Source organism: Nostoc sp., from assembly GCF_036917555.1.
Taxonomy (GTDB): Bacteria; Cyanobacteriota; Cyanobacteriia; order Cyanobacteriales; family Nostocaceae; genus Nostoc.
On record NZ_JBALDD010000023.1, the window covers coordinates 521,396 to 543,889 of the forward strand.

Genomic DNA, 22,494 nt, shown 5'->3' on the forward strand with positions numbered 1-22,494 from the left:
AAATTAAGGAGAAAAAATTTGTGAAACCTAATTTAAAAAAGCATACAGCGATCGCAGTTGGCTTGGTCGGGTCACTGTTATGGGGAGCAACTTGCATTCTAGAAAATCAAAATGCTATTGCACAAATAGGAGGAATGTTTATAATAAACGAATTATCAAACAAGTGCATTGATATATCTGGAGATCCTGGGACAGCTAATGGTACGCAATTGATACTTGCTAATTGCGAACTATCTGGATTTAGCGCTTCTGGTAAGATCACAGATCAGAAATGGGAATTTATTCGTGGGGGATTTATCAGAAATAAATTATCCAACAAATGCATTGATGTAGAGGGACAGCCTGGCACAGTTACTGGTGCGCGACTGATACTTTATGATTGCGAACTATCTGGATTTAGCAGTGCTTTTGGAACCACAGATCAGAGGTGGGAATACATTGGTGCAGGATTTCTCAGAAATGGATTATCCGACAAATGCATTGCTGTATCTGGAGATCCTGGCACAGCTAATGGTACGCCATTGGTACTTTCTGATTGTGAAATATCTGGATTTAGCAGTTCTGGTAAAAGCTCAGATCAAAGGTGGCGGTGGCAACCAAGTTTTTAAGAATACTGCTTGAATGAAATCGGATCAATCGTCTACAGCTAAAGTACAGGATTTCGTAAATGCGTAGCGAAAAAGTTGCTACTTATCAAATCTCTGCGTACTTATCGTTTACGTAGCCGCGACCATAGGAAAAATTCCTTTCTAAGAGGATTTAAAAGTATTTTTGGTAACATCAAAGTACAGGTAAAATCAAAAATACCCCAATCAGCGAGAACATTTTATATGTAAACTTAAAAACTGGCACTTCTCAAAGCTAGCCAGTTTTTAACTTTAAACTTGTTGGCGTTTTAACTCTTGTATCAATACTTGGCAGCGCTTGCTAGCTTCTCTTGCCTGTTGCCTAAGCTGTTTGGCTTGCTCTTGGTTAGTTAAATACATTTCAGATGCTTTTTGCCTGAGTTCAACAGCTTGTTTACTGAGTTCCTTAATACGAGTCTTTAATTCTTCAATTGTTTTCATCTTTACTCCTGTTCTGAAATCACAATTTCCAAACTTTCTGTTTCTTCATAAAGTCCATCGGCTCTACTAGCCAGCAAGCTAGGATCATCAAAATCATTGTTTGCTATTGCTCTGTCTTGAGCTTCGTACAACTTATCAATAATTTCTTGTAATTGTGCGTAAGCTTGTAATAAGACATTGCGGGTTTCTAACTTTATATTGACTGGTTAAATATCTAACTCTCCTGCAATTAAACTTAAATTTGGTTTTGTATAAGCCCCTAATAGCAACACACGGTAATATATCATTATTTTTCATCGGCCTATTTCAGAAAATTAGTATAAACATCCTCTCAGAGCAAAGGAAGTTTTATGATTCCCCGTGTTAGAGCGCCAGAATTACCGCAAAATTACTCTTGGCTCAACACCGATAAACCATTGTCTCTTAAACAAATCAAGAGTAGAGTCGTAATTTTAGACTTTTGGACATACTGTTGTATCAATTGTCTGCATATCCTGCCAAATCTGAAATATTTAGAACAAAAATATAAAGATAGTCTTACTATTATCGGCGTTCACTCTGCCAAATTTGATAACGAAAAGGAAACAGAAAATATTCGCCAAGCTATCCTGCGCTATGACATTGAACATCCTGTTGTAGTTGACAGCGGTTTTCGGATTTGGGAAGAGTATGCTGTGCGTGCTTGGCCTACGTTAATAATTATTGATCCAGAAGGTTATGTAATTGGCCAGATTTCTGGTGAAGGAAATCGTGACACTTTAGACGAGTTGATTCAAAAGTTAATTCAACAACATCAAGACAAAGGCACAATTAATTTCCAAGAAATCAGCTTAACTTTAGAAAAACAGCGCCAACCATTAATCACACCTTTAGCTTTTCCTGGTAAAGTTCTGGCTACCCAAGCAGGTTTGTTTATCGCTGACTCTGGACATCACCGCCTAGTTATGAGTAGCTTCGACGGAGAAATTCTACATTTAATTGGTACTGGAAAATCTGGCTTAACGGATGGTGCTTTTAACGAAGCGCAATTTTTTGCACCGCAAGGAATGGCTTATGATGCCGAAAATCAGGTTCTTTACATTGTTGATACAGAAAATCATGTGCTACGGCGAGTTGATTTAAAGCGCCAAGTAGTTGAGACTATTGCGGGAACTGGTGAACAAAGCCGCAATATCCATCCTCATAGCGGTGGTGGTTTAGAAACCGCACTGAATTCCCCTTGGGATTTAGTGAAAGTAAGAAATACCTTATTTATTGCAATGGCTGGGCCGCATCAAATTTGGCAAATGGACTTAGAAACTGGCATCATCAAAACTTTTGCTGGTACTGGTGCAGAAGCGTGTATTGATGGTTCACTGACTGAATCTGCCTTTGCCCAACCTAGCGGTATTACTAATAATGGGCAAGAATTATATATTGCTGACAGTGAAGTTAGTTCAATTCGTGGTGTTGGAATTGTCGAACCGTATCAAGTACGAACTGTTTGCGGTAGTGGCGGTTTATTTGATTTTGGCGATGTAGATGGACAAGATGAAGATGTCCGTTTGCAACACTGTTTAGGAGTGGAATATGCTCAGAATTTTTTGTGGGTGGCAGATACTTATAACCATAAAATTAAATTAGTAAGTCCCAGCACAGGGAATTGTAAAACAGTTTTAGGAGATGGTTCTGCTGGTTTACAAGATGGTCAAGGTAAGAATAGCCGTTTTTTTGAACCTTCGGGATTGAGTGTTTTGAGTTCATGTTTATATATTGCTGATACTAATAACCACGCCATTCGTCGCGTAGATTTGAATACTTTTGAAGTAATAACGCTTCAATTTCCTGATTTATGTGCGCCGGATGTTTGTATTCCGCCGAATTTATAAAAAGATTATCTCACGCAAAGTTGCAAAGTTTTTCTTTGTACCTTTGCGTGAGTGACCTATAACAATCCTATTTAATTTGCCAATAGCAAGAGTTTCAGATCCCCAAATTATTGAAGAAGTTAGGGATCTTTTTGTTCGTAGCTTATTTAGGATTGCTAAACTATCTTTAGAGGTTTTAATACCAGTATTATCACTGAAGTTATGTTAACAATTGCCCATTAAAATAGTTGATTGCTTTAGACTATCATGTTGACAATTCCTAATTTACATTGATTACTAGAATTAATATGAACAAAATATATCAACTATTAGACTTTGATGCTGATGTTTTATTATTTAATAAAGATACATATATCGTTAGCAGATTCAAAGAATTGATATCTGAAAATTTTAACCAGAAATTTCGTACACCATTAAGAGAACATCATGGTGATTTTTCAGTTTCAGGACTTTTTAAAAGACTGTGCATAAACGAAGTGAATTTTCAAGTTGAAGATATCACATGGCAATCTTCTACCGAAGGCATAAACTGTCAAGTTTTCAGAGTTGGCTCTACAGGTTGGCAATCAGGAAAACTCAGAATAAAAGCATATACAGAAATTATTTCTCCATCAATGCAGAGGGAACATGGCAACCTGAATATTACTGTAGTGTTAGAATTTTATCCTGATAATCCTAATGAACCTGAATCGCCGTTAGATGATATTCATAAAATGATCCAAGCAACATGAATACTATCCTCAACATTGCCAAATCCTAACAATAGGAGTAAACAAAAATAATTGGAAGCGATCGCACTGATTAACTTGATTACAAGAGACAATTTATAAAGTAAATATTAAGTAAATTGTGTTACGGATTTAGGGTTTGGGTATAAAATTTTTAAGAATAATATTCTTGAGCGATCGCTTGTATGAAATTAGTCGTTTTTGATATTGATGGTACACTAACCAATACCTACAAAATTGATGAAAATTGTTTTGTACGTGCTTTTGCATTGGAATTTGGAATTTTTGGTATAAATACAAATTGGATTGAATACACATACACCACAGATTCTGGCATTACCCAGCAAATTTTCAAAGAAAAATTAGAACGTCTTCCTTCAGATGAAGAGTTAGTCAGACTTAAAGCACGTTTTATTGGTCTACTCCAGGAAGCATTTATTAATAACCAAGATTTATTCAGCGAAATTCCTGGTTCTGCAAACGTATTAGCTAAATTACAGCTAAACCCTGATTGGTGTGTTGCGATCGCAACTGGTGGTTGGCATGAGTCTGCTAAATTAAAACTTCAAAAAGCTAATTTACAAATAGAAGGCATTCCGTTAGCTTCAGCTAATGATGCATTTTCACGAGAAGATATTATTAAAATAGCTATTATCAAAGCGAAGAATGTTTATCAAGTTGGAAAATTTCAGAAAGTTGTTTTTGTAGGTGATGGTATTTGGGATGTAAAAGCAGCTTATCGTTTGAGTATTGCTTTTCTTGGGATAGGTGATACTAAATTAACAAATGTAGGTGCTACCAAAGTAATTAAAGACTTTACAAATGTAGAAGATTTCCTGAAAATATTAAAATCGGCAGTAATTCCCAAATTTTTTATGAACACTATTCTTCACATTACCAAACGTCAACAATGGGAACAAGCAAAAAATCTTGGTAAATATCGCGCTGATTCGTTAGACAGTGAAGGTTTTATACATTGTTCAAAATCAACGCAAATACTCAAGGTTGCAAAGAGATTTTTTGATAATCAAAAAGAATTGGTACTACTTTTTATTGATTCTGAAAAAGTCCAAGCTGAAATTCGCTATGAACCTGCTGAAATCGGGGAACTATTTCCTCATATTTATGGTGAGTTAAATATTGCTGCTGTGTATCAGGTGATTGATTTTGAAGCTGGGGAAGATGGTTTATTTGAGTTGCCGCAAGAAGTCATAGATTTAGAATAATGAATCGCCTTCCCTGCGAGAGGCTTGTCTGCGACACGCTGCGCGAATGCCAAGGATGCTGAAGAGAAAAGACGAGAAGCCATTTAAAGGATTGCGCGCTTTACTTAAAGAACTGGAATTAATCTAGAGCAATTGTGACCGAATTTAATTTACAAATCCAAGAAAATAGCGATGGCTACGCCAACGCCAAGGGCGAACGCTTGTCAACTCCATATGAGGATGCTACACCTAGCTTGCTTCCCCTTAAGAGTACGATACACTGCGTCAACACCAAAGGCGATCGCCTCGACCGTTACCTTTCCCAAGAATTACCAGACTTATCTCGTTCCCGCATCCAACAGTTAATCGAACAGGGTAACGTCCAACTTAACGATCAAGTTTGCACATCTAAGAAGATCAATGTCAAGGTAGGCGATCGCATCACTCTCGAAATACCAGAAGTTCAACCTTTAGAACTGCAAGCAGAAGATATCCCCTTAGATATCCTTTATGAAGATGACCAGTTACTTATTCTGAATAAACCCGCAGGCTTAGTTGTCCATCCTGCGCCCGGTCATCCAGATGGTACTTTAGTAAATGCCCTGCTGGCTCACTGTCCCAATTTACCAGGAATTGGCGGAGTCCAACGTCCAGGAATCGTCCATCGATTGGATAAGGATACTACGGGGGCGATCGCGATCGCTAAAACAGATATTGCTCATCATCATCTACAAGCACAACTCAAAGCAAAAACTGCACGACGAGAATACTTGGGCATAGTTTACGGTGCGCCAAAAACTGAAAGTGGCACTATCAACTTGCCCATTGGTCGCCATCCCCAAGACCGCAAAAAAATGGCTGTTATGCCTGTTGAACAAGGCGGACGAGTCGCCGTCACTCACTGGAAAGTATTAGAACGCCTTGGTAACTTCACCTTAATTCACTTTCAACTAGAAACTGGACGCACCCATCAAATTCGTGTCCACAGCAGCAAAATAGGTCATCCCATTGTCGGTGACCCAGTTTATAGTTCTGGTCATTCGGTGGGAGTAAATTTGCCTGGTCAAGCACTACATGCTTGGCGACTCAAATTGCAGCATCCCCTATCTGAAGAGTTGATTGAGGTGACAGCTACTCCTCCCGCCCACTTTACAAAACTTTTAGAGATGCTAAAAAGACGAACTACACTTTAAGTTTTTCCCCGCCTGAAAATACCCCCATTTTAAACACATCGAGCATTGAAAGAAACCATACCCAATGACGCCAGTCGTCTCAAGTCGGGAAACCCGCCCACAGCGCTGGCTCCCCAATGCCCAATGCCCATTAACAACTAGCGTGCATTAGACATGGGATAGAGTCTGTTTCACTTAGTTATATCTAAATAAAACTCCTACATAACCCAAGACTTATGCACGCTATAAAATTATCAAATGGATGTACTAGCCAGCCACCGACCAAAAATCGTTATTTAATTCCCGACAGTTGCCGATAAGGTACAGACTTTTCGATATCGATGTTGTATGGCGAGATCCGTTGTGGAGCATTGCCAGTTGCATTGATATTTTGTGCCATACCTAGGAATAGAGATGGATCTCCAGCCTTTACTTTTTGCTCTTGTGGGAGGAATCTGCGTACTTCGACCTGCCAAATGATTTGGGGGAAACCCAGTTTGGCACGGTGATAATCTTCGTATCGCGGAGATTTGATGTTGAATGGTAACTCACCCGCTGATTGGGATGGCAGTATCCGACGGCGCTGATAAGGCACTGTGGAGTATCCAAAATTGCTCAGGTACTCTTCGGTGTTGAGCACTTCATCAATAAAGCCTACAATACCCTTGGTAGCGACTACAATTGACCAGGCGATTTTTTCCCGCTCATTGTAGGGATCGCGTCCTAGAACCCGCTGAATTACTTGCTCAACAAAGCGATAATTATTGTTGAGGTCGTAGAAGCTTTTCTTAAAGGTATTAGAAAGCACCAAACCACGAATAAAGTCCCGTACTGTAATTTGTCCATTACGGAGTTGAGACTCTAAATATGTTTCGCGATCGGCAGCAAAAGCATAAAAGAAAATTTGACGATATGCTGCTTCGATCAAATCACCTAAATCTGACGGAGAAAGTATATTGTCGGTATTAAAAATCCTAGGCTGTTCATCACCCGGTACTTCGTATGCAGCTACACGCTGATTTTGACTTGAAGGGTCATATTCTAACAGAGGAATTGCCACTCTAAAGCCTCCATGTTCTTAATTAAAGTTAACAACTTTTAATCACATATTAAGGGAGTAGTTGTATCATAACTTCAGATTCTGATAAAATTTCACGAAACTTAACTAAGGGAATTTAAGTATTCGTAGGATAAATGATTAGCCTGCTGGATTCAACCCATAGCTAATCAATAAATAGGGAGTTGGGCTTTCAGCTTAATGACTACGTAAATGACTAAAATGACTAAAAAAACTTTATTCACATATTTTAGATTAGGAGATTCAGTTTCACCTTTTTGAACTGAAGCAATAATTTTTAACATTTAGCAAAAGAAATTAATGGGGCATTGGGCATTGGGCATTGCATTAGTTATTCTCCCTCATCTATACCCTCTGCCTCCTGCCTCCCTCAGCGACTCAGCGACCTATCCAAAATTCCAGGGGATCTATGGTTGATTTACAGTGAGGCCAGCTACGCAAAGTTGCTTCCATTTCTGCCTGCCAGTAGGGTGGTTCCAATCCCAGTCCTAAGCATAGATGAGATAGGATGCTAGCAAACTGCTCATTGTGACCAAACTCTCCTAGATGGGCATGGGCGTATTCATGGACGACTACACCAAACCAATCTCTAGGTGCAACTCGACCAACATCTACCAGAATAGTGATTGGGTTTGTGAGAATATTGCACAGCCCATCTATCCCGAAGGATTGAGCTATGGGAACTGCAAAAATTTGGATTTGGCGACGCTCTTGGGGATGAAAGCACTCATGACAAACTTCTAGATAGGCGTTGATCTGAGCGTTTACAGTGTTAATATTCTCGCCGATCCAAGTGCAAATGGGGATGCGATCGCGCAGGTTATCAAATACATCCACCATACCCGGTTCTAGGGCAAGTCCCTGTACCAGACGCAGATAATCTTGCCCACGAGTCAAAGCATCGCTCTGCTTGAGATAATTCACCAGCCCAAAACTGAATAAAACTGTCTCTTTTCCAAAACATCCGCCCCAAGTCTTTCTGTTACTTCTTCTGTGCTGGAAGCCTCACCAGAAGTTTCAATGCGGCTTTCGGTACAAAACGATGCGGTGCTAAAGCCGCCAAACCGTTTGACTGTACTGGTTCGCATTCGCATATTTGGGCTGGCGAACCAGAATCGCTCAATGGAACTCATTGTTTCATATTCGGTTGTCAACACCAGTCCATCTTCATCATCCATGTGAAAAAGACCGACTACTGGGACAATTTCGGCGTAACCTCTTTCGCGGAGTAATTTGCCTTGCCTTGGGTTATCGCCATCAGGCACGATTGCAAATATGGTTTTCCCCTGATGATTCTCCTCATCCTCTCGATCCCAAGCCATTGTCCCTAGCCAACGCACACGCGAACCACCGACTGAAAGGCTGGGATCAATCTCATGATACCGGCACAGTTCAATGATTTCTGGATGATCGGCATCGAGAGTTTCTACCTGTATATCCGATTCTCCCGTCTCTGAGCGCTTGAACGCCAGATGATGAGTTGCACGTTGCGATCGCCACTTACCAGCACTTAGCTGAAAAAATTCCATTGCGTCTATCAATCTTCTGACTCCTACTTATTGCTCCTGCGGATGATGTTTACCTTGTTCTTTGTTTTTAGAGTAGTTGGTATATAAACATTCTAAACATTACAGCGATTAGCGGACAGCTTTAATAAACTCCCTACAACGGGAGAAGTAGAGGTGTTGTTATGTAATTGTAAACTTTTATGAGAGTGATTCATTATGGCTTGACAATATAGACATTTTAATATCCAAGTGCTAAACTAGTAAAAAGTGATCGTCTTCTACTAACAACAAATACCTTTCGATTCAGTCAATCACAGGAGTGAATGATGGACTTTCCAGTCGAATTAACTTTAGAACAACAGTTTCGCTTACAAAATTTGAAAGACCAGGTAAAAAGTTTGAGTCAACAAGAGGCTCAAGAATTTTTACTAGAAGTTTTACGGCAGATGATGGTGAAAGATAATTTGGTTAAACATCTGCTCAAACAAGCTTGACCGAGTGAAAAACAAAATTTTTTCTTTAAGACTTACGCAATGGCAAAGTTCCACAAAAATGCGTAAGTCTTAATTTTTGGGCATTGGGCAGGGCATTTGCTGAACAACTGACCAGCAGATTTGTTGCGTTTGATTAGAGATTGCGGGATTTTGTCGAGCTATTTGCATGACCAAGGAACGGGAATAAGCGTTTTCAGCAATTCGGGATGCAATCGCTACTGGCGTTAGAGATTTTCTAGTTGCTTTTAGGCATGACTGGGCTAAGGTTGGAGGTTAAGTCTCTTTCGGACTCAACACAGAAGCGCCATATCCTCCATACCCAAGATAAATATTACAGATTATTACTTTGTCTCTCATAGTAAAGACTAGGGTACTATTGATCCCCTATGTTTTTCTTTGGCTACTCACAGTTAATCTGCTTGAGAACACGCCAAAAATAATATCCGCCATTTGTGAATATTAAGGAGAACTCATGGTTCTTGATGCTTTTTCCAAAGCTGTAATTACAGCAGATGCCAAAACTGCTCCTATCGGTGGTGCTGATTTAGCAGCCCTCAAGTCTTTCATTTCTGAAGGCAACAAGCGCCTTGATGCTGTAAACGCGATCGCTAGCAACTCTAGCTGTGCTGTTTCTGATGCCATTGCTGGGATTGCCTGTGAAAACCAAGGTTTGATTCAAGCTGGTGGTAACCTGTACCCAACTCGTCGCCATGCTGCTTGTCTACGTGATGCTGAAATCATCCTGCGCTACGTAACCTATGCGCTATTGGCTGGTGATTCTTCTGTATTGGATGATCGTGCTCTCAATGGGCTGAAAGAAACCTACACAGCTTTGGGCGTCCCCACCGGTTCTTCTGTACGTGCTGTACAGCTGCTGAAGGCTATCAGTGTTGCCCACATCACCAACACCAACACTGAAGGTAACGCTGGTAAAAGATTCCGCAAGCAAGAAGTAATTCAAGGCGATTGCTCTGCTCTAGCTGCTGAAGCTGCTAGCTACTTCGATCGCGTTATTTCTGCTCTGAGCTAATAGCTCATGGCTAACGGCTATTAGCCAAACGAACTGAAATTAAAACCCGATCAAATCCCATCTGGAGTATAAAAAGCAATGAAATCAGTTATCACCACAGTTATTACATCTGCTGATGCAGCAGGTCGTTTCCCCAGCACCTCTGATCTAGAATCCGTTCAAGGTAGCATTCAGCGTGCTAATGCTCGTCTAGAAGCTGCTGAAAAGCTAGCTTCTGGTATCGATAACGTAGCTAAAGAAGGTTATGATGCTGCCTTCAAGAAATATCCTTTCTTGAACCAAGAAGGTGAAGCTGGCGACACTCAAGTTAAGAAAGACAAGTGCCTGCGCGACATCAAGCACTACCTACGCTTGATCAATTACAGCTTAGTTGTGGGCGGTACTGGGCCTCTAGATGAGTGGGGTATTGCAGGTGCTCGTGAAGTGTATCGCTCTTTGAATCTGCCCACTGCTCCTTATGTAACTGCGCTGACTTACACTCGTGATCGCGCTTGTGCTCCTCGCGACTTGTCTCCTCAAGCGTTGGTTGAGTTCCGCAATCTCCTCGACTACGTAATCAACTCCCTTTCATAGTCATAGGGATTGACTAGACGTAGACGAGCGATCGTCATACTCTAAAACTCAGGGACTCTCAGTCCGTTGCTTTGCCTGTATCAGGTTGAGTAATTGACCAAGAGTCCCTCTGTTATTACTAATTCGTAATTCGTAATGACGCTCTCTACGAACGCGAGTGCGTGTCGCAGACAGACGCTAAAAGCGAACGAAGACTCGCTCTAAGCGAACGCAAGTGCGTCTCGAAGAGAAGCCATGCCGTTCGGCGTTAGCATCTCTGAAAGAGAAGGCCTTACGCTACGCTAACGTAATTTGTAATACTTCGACTTGGCTCAGTACAAGTTCGTAATTCGTAATTAATGATTGAACTTGGAGGATTTAAACAGGGAAATTTTCTTTTATGACAATAGATTCTCTATTTGAACAGTTGAAACACCCGAACCCCAATCTGCGGGAACGAGCCATGTGGGAACTGGCTGATGTTCGTGATCAAAATACCATTCCTCGGTTGATGAGTATTTTGGATGAAGAAGATGTGACCTACCGTCGAGCTGCGGTAAAGGCGCTAGGGGCTATTGGTATAGATGCAGTACCGCCACTGGTAGAGTCATTAGTAAATAGCGATAATGCGACCATTCGGGGTAGCTGCGCTAAGGCCCTGGCACAGGTTGCTGCCAACCATCCCGATGTTCCTTTCCCTGCTGAGGGCTTACAGGGATTGAAAACAGCGCTCAGTGACCCAAATGGTGTTGTTTATATTGCATCTGTGATGGCTCTGGGTGAGATTGGTTCCCCTGCCTTTGAAATTTTAACTGAAGCTCTGAAAACGACGGATAATGTTGCGGTGGCTGTGGCAATTGTGAATGCACTCGGTTCAATGGGTGATATCCGAGGAGTGGAAGTGCTGACAGCATTGACCAATGATGAATCTGTCGATCCATACGTTCGTGAGTCAGCAGTGAGTGCCTTGCCTCGATTGGATCAGGTAATTAACTATAAAAGAGTGTAGCGATCGCTCTAGCTCTGTCGAGGTGAGATGTAGCTTTAGTTTCATACTTGTTCAACTCTAAACTTCACTTGTTCTTTGAGAATTCCGAAAATTCCGAGTTCTGAACTTGAAGTTTCGAGTAATCATGCTCAAGTGCCGAGTTCTGAACTTGAAGTTTCAAGTAATCATGCTCAAGTGCCGAGTTCTAAGCTAGTAATGAGTAGAAATTGCAGTTTCCTCAAGATTCACCTTGACAGCACTAGCGATTTTTCCATTTACCTTTGTCGTATGCTGATCGCTCTATTCCCAAGCATCTTCCTCTAACTGTTTCTCAATTTGAGAAATCGCCAACTTGATCACCGCCTGAACCCCTGGTTCCCCTTCCTCAGTTAATGCGGTTTGCAGAGGTTCTAAGGCAGCACCATCGCCAATCTTCATCAATGCCAAAGCCGACGCTTTTCGAGTTTCCCAATCGGTATGATGCAGTAACTCGACAAAGTTGGGAATCGCCGGTTGATAGGCGAGGTTGCCCAAAGCAGATGCTGCTTCACACCGCACAATTTCAGATGGATCGGTGAGGGCGTTAACTAAAATATTAAATGCTCCTTCTTCAGTACCTTCTTCAGCAATTTTAGCGATCGCACCTACCACCGCAGCGCGAACCTCAGCCGAGTCTGAGTTCATCTCTTGATATAAATATTCCTTCGCCTCTGCTCCAATAAATCCCAACGCCCATACTGCATATCCTTTGGCACTTTCTGGATACTCACTTGACGCTAAGATTTTTAGTAATGCTGGCACAGCGGGCTTACCTATCTTGGCGAGCGCTCCCACCGACGAGGCTTTGACCACTGTATCTTCATCATTTAACAGAGCCTTGACCAAGGTTGGAATTGCTTGAGGGTCAGCTATGAGTGTCAGGGTTTTGGTGCTGGCTCGCCGCACAACTGGGTTTGGGTGATTTGCCACAGCTTCCATCAATAAAGGGGTCGCTGGTTTACCGATTTTACCCAATGTCTCCGCAAAACTTAACCTAACCATCCCCCGTGAGTCTCCCATACTCTCAATCATCTGCTTTAGTAGCTCTTGGTCATCAGGGTTAAAGGTGTTTAAGCCTAATTGCTCACTCACCGCTGCAAGTAAAGCATCAGTTTTTGCCTGGGACAGATTTAACAAATCCTCCCCGGATTGAGTTTCAGAGTTGAGCATGTGATTTATAGCTAAATTATCAAGATGGATTACTAGTTGCTGACACTCAGGGCAGCTTGCTGATTACGGAGTTCCTGGAGGGCAGAATCAATCTTGGCAAGCTCAGGCTCCAGTTTTGCCATAACATTTACTCTCATCAACTTAGCCCGTTTTGCTGTTTCCATAGTTTCTTGAACTAGACGTTCCCGATATTGCTCAAGTTCTGCAATAACTTCTGCTACATCTTGAGCCTTTACGTTATCGCTTGTTGTGAGTTCTGAGGTTTCATCCATAACTTTTCTTTCCTAAATGCGTGTTTATATAATAATGTGTGGTCAGTGTTCCAAAGAACGTTTGTATTTGGTTACTCGCTAAAGACCAGCACTTAGCTGTTACATAGAACTGAACAATTGGCAAGAGGCAACTAAGTAATAGCTGACAAATGCATATATTTTGATCTTCTCAGATTGAGTTACCACTGGTAAAGCTTTTTGACGTAAATCTTCAAAATTAAAGCCCAACTACAGCCTTCAATCCAAGTTCTAATAAGTCTTTTAGGCTTTTTAGATTGAAAGTGCGTCACCGATAGCCTTCGTGTAGCCTTAGCGAGTCTTGCCTACGGCACGCGCTCTCTACGAGCGTCACAGCCCGTCGTAGACATTGCGATCGCATAGTTTAGCACCGTGCAAAAACTGCTCAAGAGCTTTCCTCTAGTGGAAAAATATCTCCCCGTAAGTAGGACTCAAAGTTTTTCTTAAAGTATTGAATGCTCGTGACATTCGGCTCATCACTTTCCGTCGGCGTAAGTTCATAAATTGGTACTTTTTCCCTCACCAGCTTGACCAAGCTAGGATGAAGCTGCTCAAAAGAATCTACTTTAAATATTGTGGTTTCAAATCTTAATTTAGCTAGATGAGCATATCCTAACTTAATCTCCACCTTCAACTGTTTGCCAAACATCCCATGAATCTGATATTTGTCGAGCGCACCAATGAAGTAAACAAGAAAACGTTTAAACCTGAAATCTTTCTTTATTAAATTACACCCCATTAAGGCGGTGGCAAGGTAATTGAAGGACTAGGCGAATTGTCTTTAATAATACTTGTAACTGCTGAAAAGAAGAGAACGATGAACATTAAAGCAAAGTACAGCATAACAAAAGTACCGATTACTTTCATAATACCTCCAGCTACACCTACCGCTATGTCGCCACTTGTAATCTGTTGTTTATTCTTAATTTCTTCTTTTAATTCGCGTAATTCACACCGTAAAGCTTCTAACTCTGTAACTTCAGAATTAGCTCCTTGAGATTGTTGTTGTTCCAAATCCTGGTCATTTGGATCGTTGTTCATATTGTTATCTCCATCAATTTTAAAAATTATTCTGTTAGCGACGTTATTATGCTAATACAAAAATATTTATATTCTCATTTGAGGCGATCGCACCAGTTTCTAGGTTCTAAATCAATGGTACAAACTGCACATCAAAGTATATAGGGTGTTCAAGCTAGGGGAGAAAGAGGAAACTACAGTACGCAACCTGTTAAATTAAACTTTCATTAAACTGGTTAACTTTTCGTTACATGCTTGTAAATTTTCTTGCCACTTACTGCTATTTTCCAGTCACCACTCCCTAGTACGATAATAAAAGTGACCTCTAAGCAATTATCCAAGAGCAATTTACAGATCAATGGATAAACGTTTTTTTAAAATGTTTGGGCTAACAGAAGAAGAAGCGATCGCAATTATTGATACACCATTAGAACAACTCGAAGACGCTTCTGATAAATATATTGCTGTTTCCCATCTAATTAACTTCCCCACTGAGCAATCGATTACGGCTTTGGTACGGGCGATTGAAACCAGTAACCCTGATGAGTTAGACCACCGCATTGTCCGACGCAAAGCTGTGGAAAGTTTAGGGCGATTGCAGGCACAATCAGCTTTACCTGTAATTCGGCAGTGCCTTAAAGATGATGATATTTATACTGTCGAAAATACCGTGTGGGCAATCGGGGAAATTGGCACTAAAGAGCCAGAAATTCTCGAAGAGGTAGCACAACTGCTTGATAAACCAGGTCAAATCTATCGAGTCATTATTCACACTTTAGCTAACGCTGACTATCAGCCGTCCCTAGAACGTGTACGGAAGTTTACCCAAGTCGAGGATGAACCTACCCGTAGTGCAGCGATCGCTACAGTTTGTCGGTTCACGGGTGACTATTCCGAAATTACTGAGGTGATGGCGCTGCTGCAAAGTTCCAGTGTCAATGCACGGCGTGGTTGTATTCAAGACCTGATTGATTCCCGCTATTACAAAGCCATCCCAGAAATTGCCCGTTGTCCTGTATCTCTGGTGTTTCGGTTGCGAGGATTGCGGATGCTATTGGATGCAGGCGTTCCCAGTGGTGAAATTACCTTTACAGAAATTCAACCTTACTTAGAGCAAGTACTCTACGATCATCCCAACGACCTCGATCTAGTACATGAGTATGATGCTACCCCTGTTCTAGATTTTGTGATTAACGAACTCTACGAAACCGATTTTGGACGCTGTTATTTAGCAACAAAAACCTTACTAGATATCTATCCACAAGAAGCACCAGCAGCGCTTTTAGCAACTTATTCGGACAAGGCATATAACGATTATGGCGCTCATTATCATGTTATGAAACTTTTCGGCTGGCTGAAATATGCTCCCGCCTATGATTTATTAGTGGAAAACCTGCACAACCGCGAACCTCAGTTTCAGAAATCTCGTGCCGCGTGTGCGATCGCTCTTGGTGAATTGGGTGATTCACGAGCGATTCCTGAAATTAAAATTTCCCTGAATACGCCAATTTGGGATTTGAAATACGCTTGTTTATTGGCGCTAGACCGCTTAGGAGATTCCTCTGGTCGGGAAATTTGCACTGGCGATCGTGATTGGTTAATTAGGGCGAAAGCAACAAGTACTCAATAGTTAGAAGTTAGAATTCAGGAGTTATATTAAGCTTAGATATCCGTTAATTCCCGGATAACACGGCAGGGGTTGCCGGCAGCTAACACCCCGGCGGGAATGTCGTGGGTGACTACGCTGCCCGCGCCGATGACGCACCCCGAACCGATTGTCACACCCGGACAAATGACAGCTGCGCCGCCGACCCACCAGAGCCGATCTCTACCGACTTGCCGAACTCTTGCTGGCGGCGCAGCTTTGCGTTAAGCGGGTGGGTGGCAGTATAAATCTGCACCCCTGGGCCAAACAATGTGTAATCTCCGATTTTCACCTGGCAGATATCGAGCACAACGCAGTTGAAGTTGAAGAAGCACTTCTTCCCAAGCAGTATGTTAAACCCGTAGTCGCAGAAGAATGGTGACTGTATCCACACGTCCTCGCCTCCTGCGCCCAACATTTCTTGGAGGATGTGCTGACGCTCCTCGTGTTGGGAAAAGCGCATGGCATTGAGGTCTTGACACAAGTCCCGCGCCCGGTCGCGAGCGCGGACTAGTTCAGGGTCAAGCTTGTTATACAGCTCTCCCGCCAACATCTTCTCGCGTTCACTAAGCACAATAACGCCTCTTTACAGCAGATTGCAGGTTCATGAAGTACAATACCAGATTTCAATTTCAGTAAACCGAAAAGTTTTGCGTTAGCGTACCCTTTTGGGGAAGCAAGCTACGCAAAGCGTCTGGTAGAGAAGCTCACTGTTCGCGTAGCGTCTCGTAGAGAAAGCATCGCCCGAATCCATAACTAGCAACTTGAGTTATTCAAAGTTAGGAGTAGAAACGCACATCTGTACGCTTCTACTGGCAGTTTAGGACTTACCACTGGTGACTGCTTCGTTTAAAACTAACTTTGGTTCTGGTGTCTCTTCTTCTTCTGGCAAACCGAAAATTGATTTGTACAACTTCACGTACTGCTTGGCAGATTGATACCAACTAAAATCTTGACTCATGCCGCGTTGTTGTAGTTCTTGCCATTGCGGTTTGAAACGGAAGCCTTCCCAAGCCCGGATCATAGAGGTGAAAAGGTCTAACGGTTCATAGCGATCGAAGCAATAACCAGTACCAGCAGCATTTTCAGGGTCGTGATGGGTTACGGTGTCAACTAATCCACCTGTGCGGCGGACAATGGGTACAGAACCATAGCGCAAAGCCATCATTTGGCTAATACCGCATGGTTCAAAACGGCTGGGCATCAAGAAGGCATCAGTACCAGCGTAGATCCGGCGAGACAGGGCATCATTATACAGTAAGTAAGTTGCCATGCGTCCGGGAAAACGGGATGCTAATTGCCACATCTGAGTTTCATAGTAGCGATCGCCTGTCCCTAACAGTACAAACTGGGCATCTGTATAAGATAGGAAGCGATCAAGGATTTGCAATATCAAATCAATGCCTTTTTGTTCCACTAATCGGGTAACAATCCCAATAAAAAAGGCTTTGGAGTTGACTTCTAATCCTAATTCTTGTTGCAAAGCAATTTTATTGGCTTTGCGTTTTTCTAAAGTATCAGCAGTAAAGATTTGCTCAATGTATTTGTCATTTTCTGGATTATATACCTCAGTATCAATACCGTTGATAATCCCAGATAATTTACCGCTAATAAAAGACAGCAAACCTTCTAATGTTTCACCGTAAGTAGGTGTCTTGATTTGCTCGGCATAGGTAGGCGAAACTGTATTTACCTTGTTGGCAAATTGCACCGCTGCCGCCATGACATTGTGTCCTTGCATATACCAGGGACACCAAGTAATTTTCTCTAAATACCAACGCCACGGCCCTTGATAAGCTAGGTTATGGATGGTAAACACTGTGGTGATATCAGGATCTTGGTGCATCCACACCGGAATCATCCCTGTATGCCAATCGTGACAATGGATAACATCTGGCTTCCAGTAATTCCAGGCAAACTCAGCTGCACCATTAGCAAACAATGTGAACCGCCAATCTTCATCATCTCCAGAATAGATGCGGCGCGGCATGAAGGACGGATGTCCAAATAAGTACAAGGGAACATCAGTACCAGGCAGAACACTTTCGTATACTGCAAAGTGCTGGAACATGGCATCTCCCCACCAGATGGGTTCTTGGGGAATTTCCATTTTGTCTGGCAGGAAGCCGTAGTAAGGCAAGAATATCCGCACATCATGCCCCATTTCTCTCAGGACTTTGGGTAATGCCCCGACAACATCACCCATTCCTCCTACTTTCGCAACGGGTGCTGCCTCTGCTGCAACAAATAGAATCCGCATGGTAATTTTTGCTTCCCTGAGTCTATATTGTCAAATTAACTTTCTGAAATCCCGACCAACGCGACAAGTCGCGTCTGGCACATCAGTGCAACGACGATCAATTCTTATCTAATCACATCGGCTTGCCCAATTGCTTAAGAACCACGCTGAATCACTGCAAAAATTTCTGATAAAATTTCTTGCGCTCCCTGTTGTCGCAACAGTTCTGCTAGTTCTATGCCTAGTGCTTCGGCGTTGTTGGCAATTCCGGTGACGGTATCTTTGACGAACTTTTGACCATCTACACTGGCGACTATCCCGGTTAAGGTCAAATTCTCCCCAGATATTTCTGTATTTACACCGATAGGTACTTGACAGCCGCCCTCTAAAGAGCGAAGGAAAGATCGTTCGGCGAGACAGCGATCGCGTGTTTCGGTATGTTCAATTGCTTTGAGTAGAGATAGCACTTCACTATCATCAGCACGGCATTCTATCCCCAAAGCTCCTTGTCCAACAGCGTGGAGGGAAATTTCTTTGGGTAGGACTTGATGAATGCGATCGCCCATTCCCAATCTTTCTAATCCTGCTGCTGCCAAAATCAAAGCATCGTATTCACCTGCATCCAGTTTTGCCAACCGTGTAATTAAGTTTCCCCGCACATCCTTAAAAGTGAAGTGGGGGAAATGGTGGCGTAACTGTGCTAACCGCCGTAGAGAAGATGTACCAATTACCGCACCTTCAGGCAATGTATCGATTTGTTTATCTTTGTGCTTTTCATGCACCACTAATGCATCTGCTGGGTTTTCTCGTTCAGTAATTGCTGCTAACGTTAATCCTTCTGGTAAGTGAGTCGGCAAATCCTTAAGAGAATGAACGGCAAAGTCAATCTCTTGATTGAGCATTCCGAGTTCAAGTTCTTTAGTAAAAAGTCCTTTATCGCCAATCTTAGCTAATGCTACATCCAAGATTTTATCGCCTTGGGTAGACATGGTGTGGACTTCAAAAGTGATATCAGGAAAGCTTTTCTGGAGCTGCTCTTGTACCCAGTAGGTCTGAACCAGAGCAAGTTGGCTTTTGCGCGAACCAATCCGAATAGTGCGTGGGGGACTAGAAACAACTGAAGTCATAAAACAATATAATATCGCAGGCGATAAATTCACTCTCATCTAGACTACCGTAGTCAGTGACTCATACGAATTTTGGGTTTTGGATTTGGGATTTTGGATTACAATTCTTTACCAAAAACTTGTTTGAGGAATCTCAAATAATAGAGAAGAATGGGGAGTAGGTATGTTTTTCGCGTTGATTATAAACCTCGCGACCCAAAGCGTTGTGTACATATCTGCACAAAGCGATAGTTGTGCTTTCGGAATTAAGTCGGCGAAATGCATCAGATATTGCTAAGTATCGAATGAAATCTTAACTGTAATTTGACTGATTCTCAATATTCAACTTAATTGCCCGATAACGAGGTCAAATGCTAAAAAATCAGGAACGATACAACTCAAACTCCCACATCGCGCTCAACTTGGTCAATATATCTAAAAAACTCAGCCCCAAAAGGGAAGTTGAAAATTTACAGGAATGCTAAAAATAATTTGCTATCTTCATTAGTTATCCAAGCCTAGTTATTTACCTTATGAATCGTTCCGCCTGTCTCATCTTCAATCCTGTTGCGGGTCAGGGCGACCCAGATACAGAGCTAGCAGAAATTCGGGCAATATTAGAGCCAGATATCGATCTAGATATTTATTTTACAACTGAAGAAATCGATGCTGACCAACTGGCATATCAAGCGGTAGAGCGCGGAGTAGATGCAATCATTGCTTCCGGTGGAGATGGTACTCTCTCAATAGCGGCGGCGGCTATAGTGGGAACTGATATCCCATTTGGCATCATTTCCAGAGGAACAGCAAATGCTTTTGCCACAGCATTAGGAATTCCTGACACGATCGCAGGCGCGTGTCAGGCAATTTTGCAGGGAGCAACCACCCATGTAGACGTAGCCTATTGCAACGATCGGCCAATGGTACTCTTGGCAGGTATTGGCTTTGAAGCTGAAACTGTAGAATTGGCAGACCGAGACGCCAAGAATCGCTTTGGGATGATGGCCTATGTTTTGGCAGGAATCCAGCAATTAAGAAGCTTACATAACTTTGATGTTGAAATTGAAACTGAAGACAGGATAATTAAAACTAGTGCCTGTGCAGTAACGGTAGCAAATGCCGCACCTCCCACTTCAGTTTTGGCTCAAGGCCCAGCAGGTTTGATTTATGATGATGGGTTACTAGATTTAACGATTGTAGCTCCAGCTAACAAGGCAGGAGCGATCGCAGCCACATTTCATTTATTTCAAACGGCTTCTACAGGTAACGCTGTAGACCGTGATGATATTGGCTTCCTGCGAGCTAAACAATTTAAAATTACGACTAACCCACCACAAAAAGTTGTTCTAGATGGTGAAATAGTAGGCACAACACCTGTAGAAATTAAGTGTGTACCAGCAGGCTTAAGAATTTTTGTGCCATTAGTAGAAGAAGTTGAGCCTACCGAAAAACTAGAGGGACTTCCTAATCTGACTATTGAGATGAAAGACACAGCAGGAGAATGAGGGCAGGGAGCATGGGGGAGGCAGTGCGGTCTTGGGGTTTCCCCAAGTCGAGCAACTGCCGTCATTGGGCATGGGGGAGGCAGTGCAGTCTTGCGGTTTCCCCAAGTGGAGCAACTGCCGTCATTGGGCACAAGAGGCAGAGGTGCAAAGGGGTAAAGGGTAAAAATTTACTGCAACTACCCCTGCTCCCCTTCAATTGAAAACTCAGGAGTAGGTTGCATTGAAACTTGTATCTGATCCAACGATCGCTAACAAAATTCGTAAAATGAATCAGCGGGTACGGTGGCAAGATCCGTTAATTGTGGAACGGGATATTGACCAAACTCGGCTGGTTTTGGAAGATGGTCAAACAGACAATTCTGAGTTCTCATTTTTAGTTGTTGGTGATAGTGGTTCCGGCAGTCACCGGGGACACAATCCCCAGCGACAGGTGGCTGAACTTATGCTGCCCCATCACAACGAATCCCGTTTTATGCTGCATACGGGGGATGTGATCTATTTAGTGGGATCGAGTGAATACTACCAGCAAAACTTCATCCAGCCTTACCGAGAGTTTCTCTTAGGCACAGAGCATTGCAAACAGATTGCTTACGACCAGATGGTTTTTAAGCTGCCCATTTTACCTGTGCCGGGAAATCACGATTACTATAACTTGCCGATTTTATTGACTCTGGCATCCCTAACAACATTACCCATTCGTCACCTGTTGCGATCGCGGTTAGACCTAGATGTGGGCTTACATGGCTCAGGATGCGGTGACGCTTACGCAAAGGCATTTCTCGACTATCTTCAGGCGTTTCAGCTTCCAGGAGAGTTAGCTAGTCACTTAGATCGGCACTACACAGCCAAGACAGATACAGGTGGTTGTCTTTCTTATCAACCTGGGCACTTTACCCGCCTTCCCAATCGCTATTACACTTTTCGTTATGGCGGTATTGATTTCTTTGCTTTGGATTCTAATACATTTAACGATCCACCACCGCTACCGAAAACAAAAAAAGGTGATGCCGATCGCAAACTCTTAGAAAAACGCCGTGAGGATTTAGAGCAAGAAAAGCTGCAAATTATTGAAACTTCAGCCAAACTTCGCCCGGAAAACCCCAGTGAAGCCGATCAATTAGACGACTTCCATGCCAAGCTGTCACAAATTGAAGAAATTATTGTTGATATTGATAAGCAACTAGCTACTAATAAAACAACCCTGACTGACACTGAACAACTGGATTGGCTCAAGCAAAGATTAATTGAATCTTGGAATAATTCTGAAGTTCGGGGAAGGATAATTTATTTCCATCATCCACCCTATGTAACTGAGGCGACGAAGTGGCAACAAGCACAAACTCTAATCGTTCGCGATCGCCTGCGTAGTGTGCTGGATGCAGTAGCTAAAGAAATCGGTTCCTTAACTCAGGGTCGTCCTTTGGTCGATTTGGTATTAAACGGTCACGCACACTGCTTGGAACACCTGGAAACAATGGATACGGGACACGCTGATTCTCATATTCACTGGATTGTTTGTGGCGGTAGCGGGTTTAGTTTGCGACGCCAACGGATTGAGGGAGCAGATTTGATGGAGACTTTTGGGAATGAAAATAGATTAGTGGCGCGATCGCATCTGTTCATCGGTCGCAACGGTCAAGGTTTTCAAAAGCGACGACCTTATTCAGGTTTACGTATTGACGTTAAAGGCGATGGACAGCCCAAGTTTATTGTCCGTCCTTTAGTTACCGAATGGTATCAGCGGCAATGGCATAATCGCGAACTTGAGCCGCTGATTATTTAACGATTCA

Annotated in this window: 25 protein-coding genes and 1 pseudogene; 13 read left to right on the forward strand and 13 right to left on the reverse strand. The window is 42.5% G+C overall.

What is annotated here, in order from left to right; all coding sequences use genetic code 11:
* The first annotated feature begins 20 nt into the window (after positions 1–20).
* Positions 21–608, forward strand: coding sequence for an RICIN domain-containing protein (locus V7K60_RS11035; RefSeq protein WP_334925385.1), 588 nt, complete (start codon positions 21–23; stop codon positions 606–608).
* A 270-nt stretch (positions 609–878) separates the two neighbouring features.
* Here V7K60_RS11035 and V7K60_RS11040 read toward each other — a convergent pair whose 3' ends face one another.
* Positions 879–1,067, reverse strand: a complete 189-nt coding sequence (locus V7K60_RS11040) for a hypothetical protein (protein ID WP_334925387.1) — start codon at positions 1,065–1,067, stop codon at positions 879–881.
* Positions 1,068–1,069: 2 nt separating this feature from the next.
* A complete protein-coding gene (locus V7K60_RS11045) occupies positions 1,070–1,198 on the reverse strand; it encodes a hypothetical protein (RefSeq protein ID WP_334925389.1) in 129 nt (42 codons plus the stop codon).
* 219 nt (positions 1,199–1,417) lie between these two features.
* Here V7K60_RS11045 and V7K60_RS11050 point away from each other — a divergent pair, with 219 nt between their 5' ends.
* The 5 genes and pseudogenes from V7K60_RS11050 to V7K60_RS11070 all read left to right on the forward strand — a co-directional run bounded on the left by V7K60_RS11050 (position 1,418) and on the right by V7K60_RS11070 (position 6,061).
* Positions 1,418–2,935: a thioredoxin-like domain-containing protein gene (locus V7K60_RS11050; protein ID WP_334925391.1), complete on the forward strand. Its 1,518-nt coding sequence runs from the start codon at positions 1,418–1,420 to the stop codon at positions 2,933–2,935.
* Between the two features lie 287 nt (positions 2,936–3,222).
* A complete protein-coding gene (locus tag V7K60_RS11055; RefSeq protein ID WP_334925393.1) occupies positions 3,223–3,666 on the forward strand; it encodes a KGK domain-containing protein in 444 nt (147 codons plus the stop codon).
* 182 nt (positions 3,667–3,848) lie between these two features.
* Positions 3,849–4,415 (forward strand): annotated as a pseudogene (locus V7K60_RS11060) (HAD family hydrolase); the annotation flags it as partial.
* Between the two features lie 123 nt (positions 4,416–4,538).
* Positions 4,539–4,889: a DUF952 domain-containing protein gene (locus V7K60_RS11065; RefSeq protein ID WP_334925541.1), complete on the forward strand. Its 351-nt coding sequence runs from the start codon at positions 4,539–4,541 to the stop codon at positions 4,887–4,889.
* Between the two features lie 254 nt (positions 4,890–5,143).
* On the forward strand, positions 5,144–6,061 hold the full coding sequence (locus V7K60_RS11070) for an RluA family pseudouridine synthase (protein WP_334925542.1): 918 nt from the start codon (positions 5,144–5,146) through the stop codon (positions 6,059–6,061).
* A gap of 271 nt (positions 6,062–6,332) precedes the next feature.
* Here V7K60_RS11070 and V7K60_RS11075 read toward each other — a convergent pair whose 3' ends face one another.
* From V7K60_RS11075 to V7K60_RS11085, 3 genes are all read right to left on the reverse strand, one after another.
* The gene (locus V7K60_RS11075) at positions 6,333–7,100 is read right to left on the reverse strand and encodes a phycobilisome rod-core linker polypeptide (protein WP_334925394.1); all 768 of its coding nucleotides are present in this window, start codon (positions 7,098–7,100) and stop codon (positions 6,333–6,335) included.
* 396 nt (positions 7,101–7,496) lie between these two features.
* The gene (locus tag V7K60_RS11080) at positions 7,497–8,042 is read right to left on the reverse strand and encodes a hypothetical protein (protein WP_334925395.1); all 546 of its coding nucleotides are present in this window, start codon (positions 8,040–8,042) and stop codon (positions 7,497–7,499) included.
* Positions 8,039–8,656 carry a phycobiliprotein lyase gene (locus V7K60_RS11085; protein ID WP_334925544.1) on the reverse strand — a complete coding sequence of 206 codons (618 nt, stop codon included), beginning with the start codon at positions 8,654–8,656 and terminating at the stop codon, positions 8,039–8,041. Before V7K60_RS11085 ends, V7K60_RS11080 begins: the two co-directional genes overlap by 4 nt.
* Positions 8,657–8,949: 293 nt before the next feature.
* Here V7K60_RS11085 and V7K60_RS11090 point away from each other — a divergent pair, with 293 nt between their 5' ends.
* The 4 genes from V7K60_RS11090 (at position 8,950) to V7K60_RS11105 (ending at position 11,711) form a co-directional block, all read left to right on the forward strand.
* Positions 8,950–9,120: an NblA/ycf18 family protein gene (locus V7K60_RS11090; RefSeq protein ID WP_012410163.1), complete on the forward strand. Its 171-nt coding sequence runs from the start codon at positions 8,950–8,952 to the stop codon at positions 9,118–9,120.
* Positions 9,121–9,592: 472 nt separating this feature from the next.
* Positions 9,593–10,150 (forward strand): bleomycin hydrolase, encoded by a 558-nt coding sequence (locus tag V7K60_RS11095; RefSeq protein ID WP_334925397.1) that lies wholly within the window; start codon positions 9,593–9,595, stop codon positions 10,148–10,150.
* Positions 10,151–10,228: 78 nt separating this feature from the next.
* Positions 10,229–10,723 (forward strand): bleomycin hydrolase, encoded by a 495-nt coding sequence (locus V7K60_RS11100; protein WP_334925399.1) that lies wholly within the window; start codon positions 10,229–10,231, stop codon positions 10,721–10,723.
* 379 nt (positions 10,724–11,102) lie between these two features.
* The gene (locus V7K60_RS11105; RefSeq protein ID WP_334925400.1) at positions 11,103–11,711 is read left to right on the forward strand and encodes a HEAT repeat domain-containing protein; all 609 of its coding nucleotides are present in this window, start codon (positions 11,103–11,105) and stop codon (positions 11,709–11,711) included.
* Between the two features lie 279 nt (positions 11,712–11,990).
* Here V7K60_RS11105 and V7K60_RS11110 read toward each other — a convergent pair whose 3' ends face one another.
* The 4 genes from V7K60_RS11110 to V7K60_RS11125 form a co-directional block, all read right to left on the reverse strand.
* Positions 11,991–12,899 carry a HEAT repeat domain-containing protein gene (locus V7K60_RS11110; RefSeq protein ID WP_334925401.1) on the reverse strand — a complete coding sequence of 303 codons (909 nt, stop codon included), beginning with the start codon at positions 12,897–12,899 and terminating at the stop codon, positions 11,991–11,993.
* 32 nt (positions 12,900–12,931) lie between these two features.
* A complete protein-coding gene (locus tag V7K60_RS11115; RefSeq protein WP_334925402.1) occupies positions 12,932–13,171 on the reverse strand; it encodes a hypothetical protein in 240 nt (79 codons plus the stop codon).
* Positions 13,172–13,574: 403 nt separating this feature from the next.
* Complete coding sequence (locus tag V7K60_RS11120; protein WP_334925405.1) at positions 13,575–13,838, reverse strand: DUF1838 family protein; 264 nt, start codon at positions 13,836–13,838, stop codon at positions 13,575–13,577.
* A gap of 89 nt (positions 13,839–13,927) precedes the next feature.
* Complete coding sequence (locus V7K60_RS11125) at positions 13,928–14,230, reverse strand: hypothetical protein (protein ID WP_334925407.1); 303 nt, start codon at positions 14,228–14,230, stop codon at positions 13,928–13,930.
* A gap of 337 nt (positions 14,231–14,567) precedes the next feature.
* Here V7K60_RS11125 and V7K60_RS11130 point away from each other — a divergent pair, with 337 nt between their 5' ends.
* Positions 14,568–15,839, forward strand: a complete 1,272-nt coding sequence (locus V7K60_RS11130; RefSeq protein ID WP_334925409.1) for a HEAT repeat domain-containing protein — start codon at positions 14,568–14,570, stop codon at positions 15,837–15,839.
* A 32-nt stretch (positions 15,840–15,871) separates the two neighbouring features.
* Here the strand turns inward: V7K60_RS11130 and V7K60_RS11135 are convergent, their stop codons facing one another.
* The 4 genes from V7K60_RS11135 to hemC all read right to left on the reverse strand — a co-directional run bounded on the left by V7K60_RS11135 (position 15,872) and on the right by hemC (position 19,220).
* Complete coding sequence (locus V7K60_RS11135) at positions 15,872–15,991, reverse strand: hypothetical protein (RefSeq protein WP_334925411.1); 120 nt, start codon at positions 15,989–15,991, stop codon at positions 15,872–15,874.
* Positions 15,988–16,428, reverse strand: a complete 441-nt coding sequence (locus V7K60_RS11140) for a sugar O-acetyltransferase (RefSeq protein ID WP_334925413.1) — start codon at positions 16,426–16,428, stop codon at positions 15,988–15,990. Before V7K60_RS11140 ends, V7K60_RS11135 begins: the two co-directional genes overlap by 4 nt.
* A gap of 246 nt (positions 16,429–16,674) precedes the next feature.
* Positions 16,675–18,114 (reverse strand): glycogen synthase GlgA, encoded by a 1,440-nt coding sequence (gene glgA / locus V7K60_RS11145; RefSeq protein WP_334925415.1) that lies wholly within the window; start codon positions 18,112–18,114, stop codon positions 16,675–16,677.
* Between the two features lie 134 nt (positions 18,115–18,248).
* Positions 18,249–19,220, reverse strand: a complete 972-nt coding sequence (hemC, locus tag V7K60_RS11150) for a hydroxymethylbilane synthase (RefSeq protein WP_334925417.1) — start codon at positions 19,218–19,220, stop codon at positions 18,249–18,251.
* A gap of 512 nt (positions 19,221–19,732) precedes the next feature.
* Here hemC and V7K60_RS11155 point away from each other — a divergent pair.
* Positions 19,733–20,704, forward strand: coding sequence for a YegS/Rv2252/BmrU family lipid kinase (locus V7K60_RS11155; RefSeq protein WP_334925418.1), 972 nt, complete (start codon positions 19,733–19,735; stop codon positions 20,702–20,704).
* Between the two features lie 220 nt (positions 20,705–20,924).
* Positions 20,925–22,487 carry a metallophosphoesterase family protein gene (locus V7K60_RS11160; RefSeq protein ID WP_334925420.1) on the forward strand — a complete coding sequence of 521 codons (1,563 nt, stop codon included), beginning with the start codon at positions 20,925–20,927 and terminating at the stop codon, positions 22,485–22,487.
* The last annotated feature ends 7 nt before the right edge of the window (positions 22,488–22,494 follow it).

Bases quoted from the DNA above. Each gene is read 5' to 3' on its own strand.
- V7K60_RS11055 (WP_334925393.1), top strand. From the start codon at position 3,223: ATGAACAAAATATATCAACTATTAGACTTTGATGCTGATGTTTTATTA.
- V7K60_RS11090 (WP_012410163.1), top strand. From the start codon at position 8,950: ATGATGGACTTTCCAGTCGAATTAACTTTAGAACAACAGTTTCGCTTA.
- V7K60_RS11125 (WP_334925407.1), bottom strand. From the start codon at position 14,230: ATGAACAACGATCCAAATGACCAGGATTTGGAACAACAACAATCTCAA.
- V7K60_RS11050 (WP_334925391.1), top strand. From the start codon at position 1,418: ATGATTCCCCGTGTTAGAGCGCCAGAATTACCGCAAAATTACTCTTGG.
- hemC (WP_334925417.1), bottom strand. From the start codon at position 19,220: ATGACTTCAGTTGTTTCTAGTCCCCCACGCACTATTCGGATTGGTTCG.
- V7K60_RS11105 (WP_334925400.1), top strand. From the start codon at position 11,103: ATGACAATAGATTCTCTATTTGAACAGTTGAAACACCCGAACCCCAAT.
- V7K60_RS11115 (WP_334925402.1), bottom strand. From the start codon at position 13,171: ATGGATGAAACCTCAGAACTCACAACAAGCGATAACGTAAAGGCTCAA.
- V7K60_RS11110 (WP_334925401.1), bottom strand. From the start codon at position 12,899: ATGCTCAACTCTGAAACTCAATCCGGGGAGGATTTGTTAAATCTGTCC.
- glgA (WP_334925415.1), bottom strand. From the start codon at position 18,114: ATGCGGATTCTATTTGTTGCAGCAGAGGCAGCACCCGTTGCGAAAGTA.
- V7K60_RS11095 (WP_334925397.1), top strand. From the start codon at position 9,593: ATGGTTCTTGATGCTTTTTCCAAAGCTGTAATTACAGCAGATGCCAAA.
- V7K60_RS11120 (WP_334925405.1), bottom strand. From the start codon at position 13,838: ATGTTTGGCAAACAGTTGAAGGTGGAGATTAAGTTAGGATATGCTCAT.
- V7K60_RS11040 (WP_334925387.1), bottom strand. From the start codon at position 1,067: ATGAAAACAATTGAAGAATTAAAGACTCGTATTAAGGAACTCAGTAAA.
- V7K60_RS11100 (WP_334925399.1), top strand. From the start codon at position 10,229: ATGAAATCAGTTATCACCACAGTTATTACATCTGCTGATGCAGCAGGT.
- V7K60_RS11155 (WP_334925418.1), top strand. From the start codon at position 19,733: ATGAATCGTTCCGCCTGTCTCATCTTCAATCCTGTTGCGGGTCAGGGC.
- V7K60_RS11065 (WP_334925541.1), top strand. From the start codon at position 4,539: ATGAACACTATTCTTCACATTACCAAACGTCAACAATGGGAACAAGCA.
- V7K60_RS11130 (WP_334925409.1), top strand. From the start codon at position 14,568: ATGGATAAACGTTTTTTTAAAATGTTTGGGCTAACAGAAGAAGAAGCG.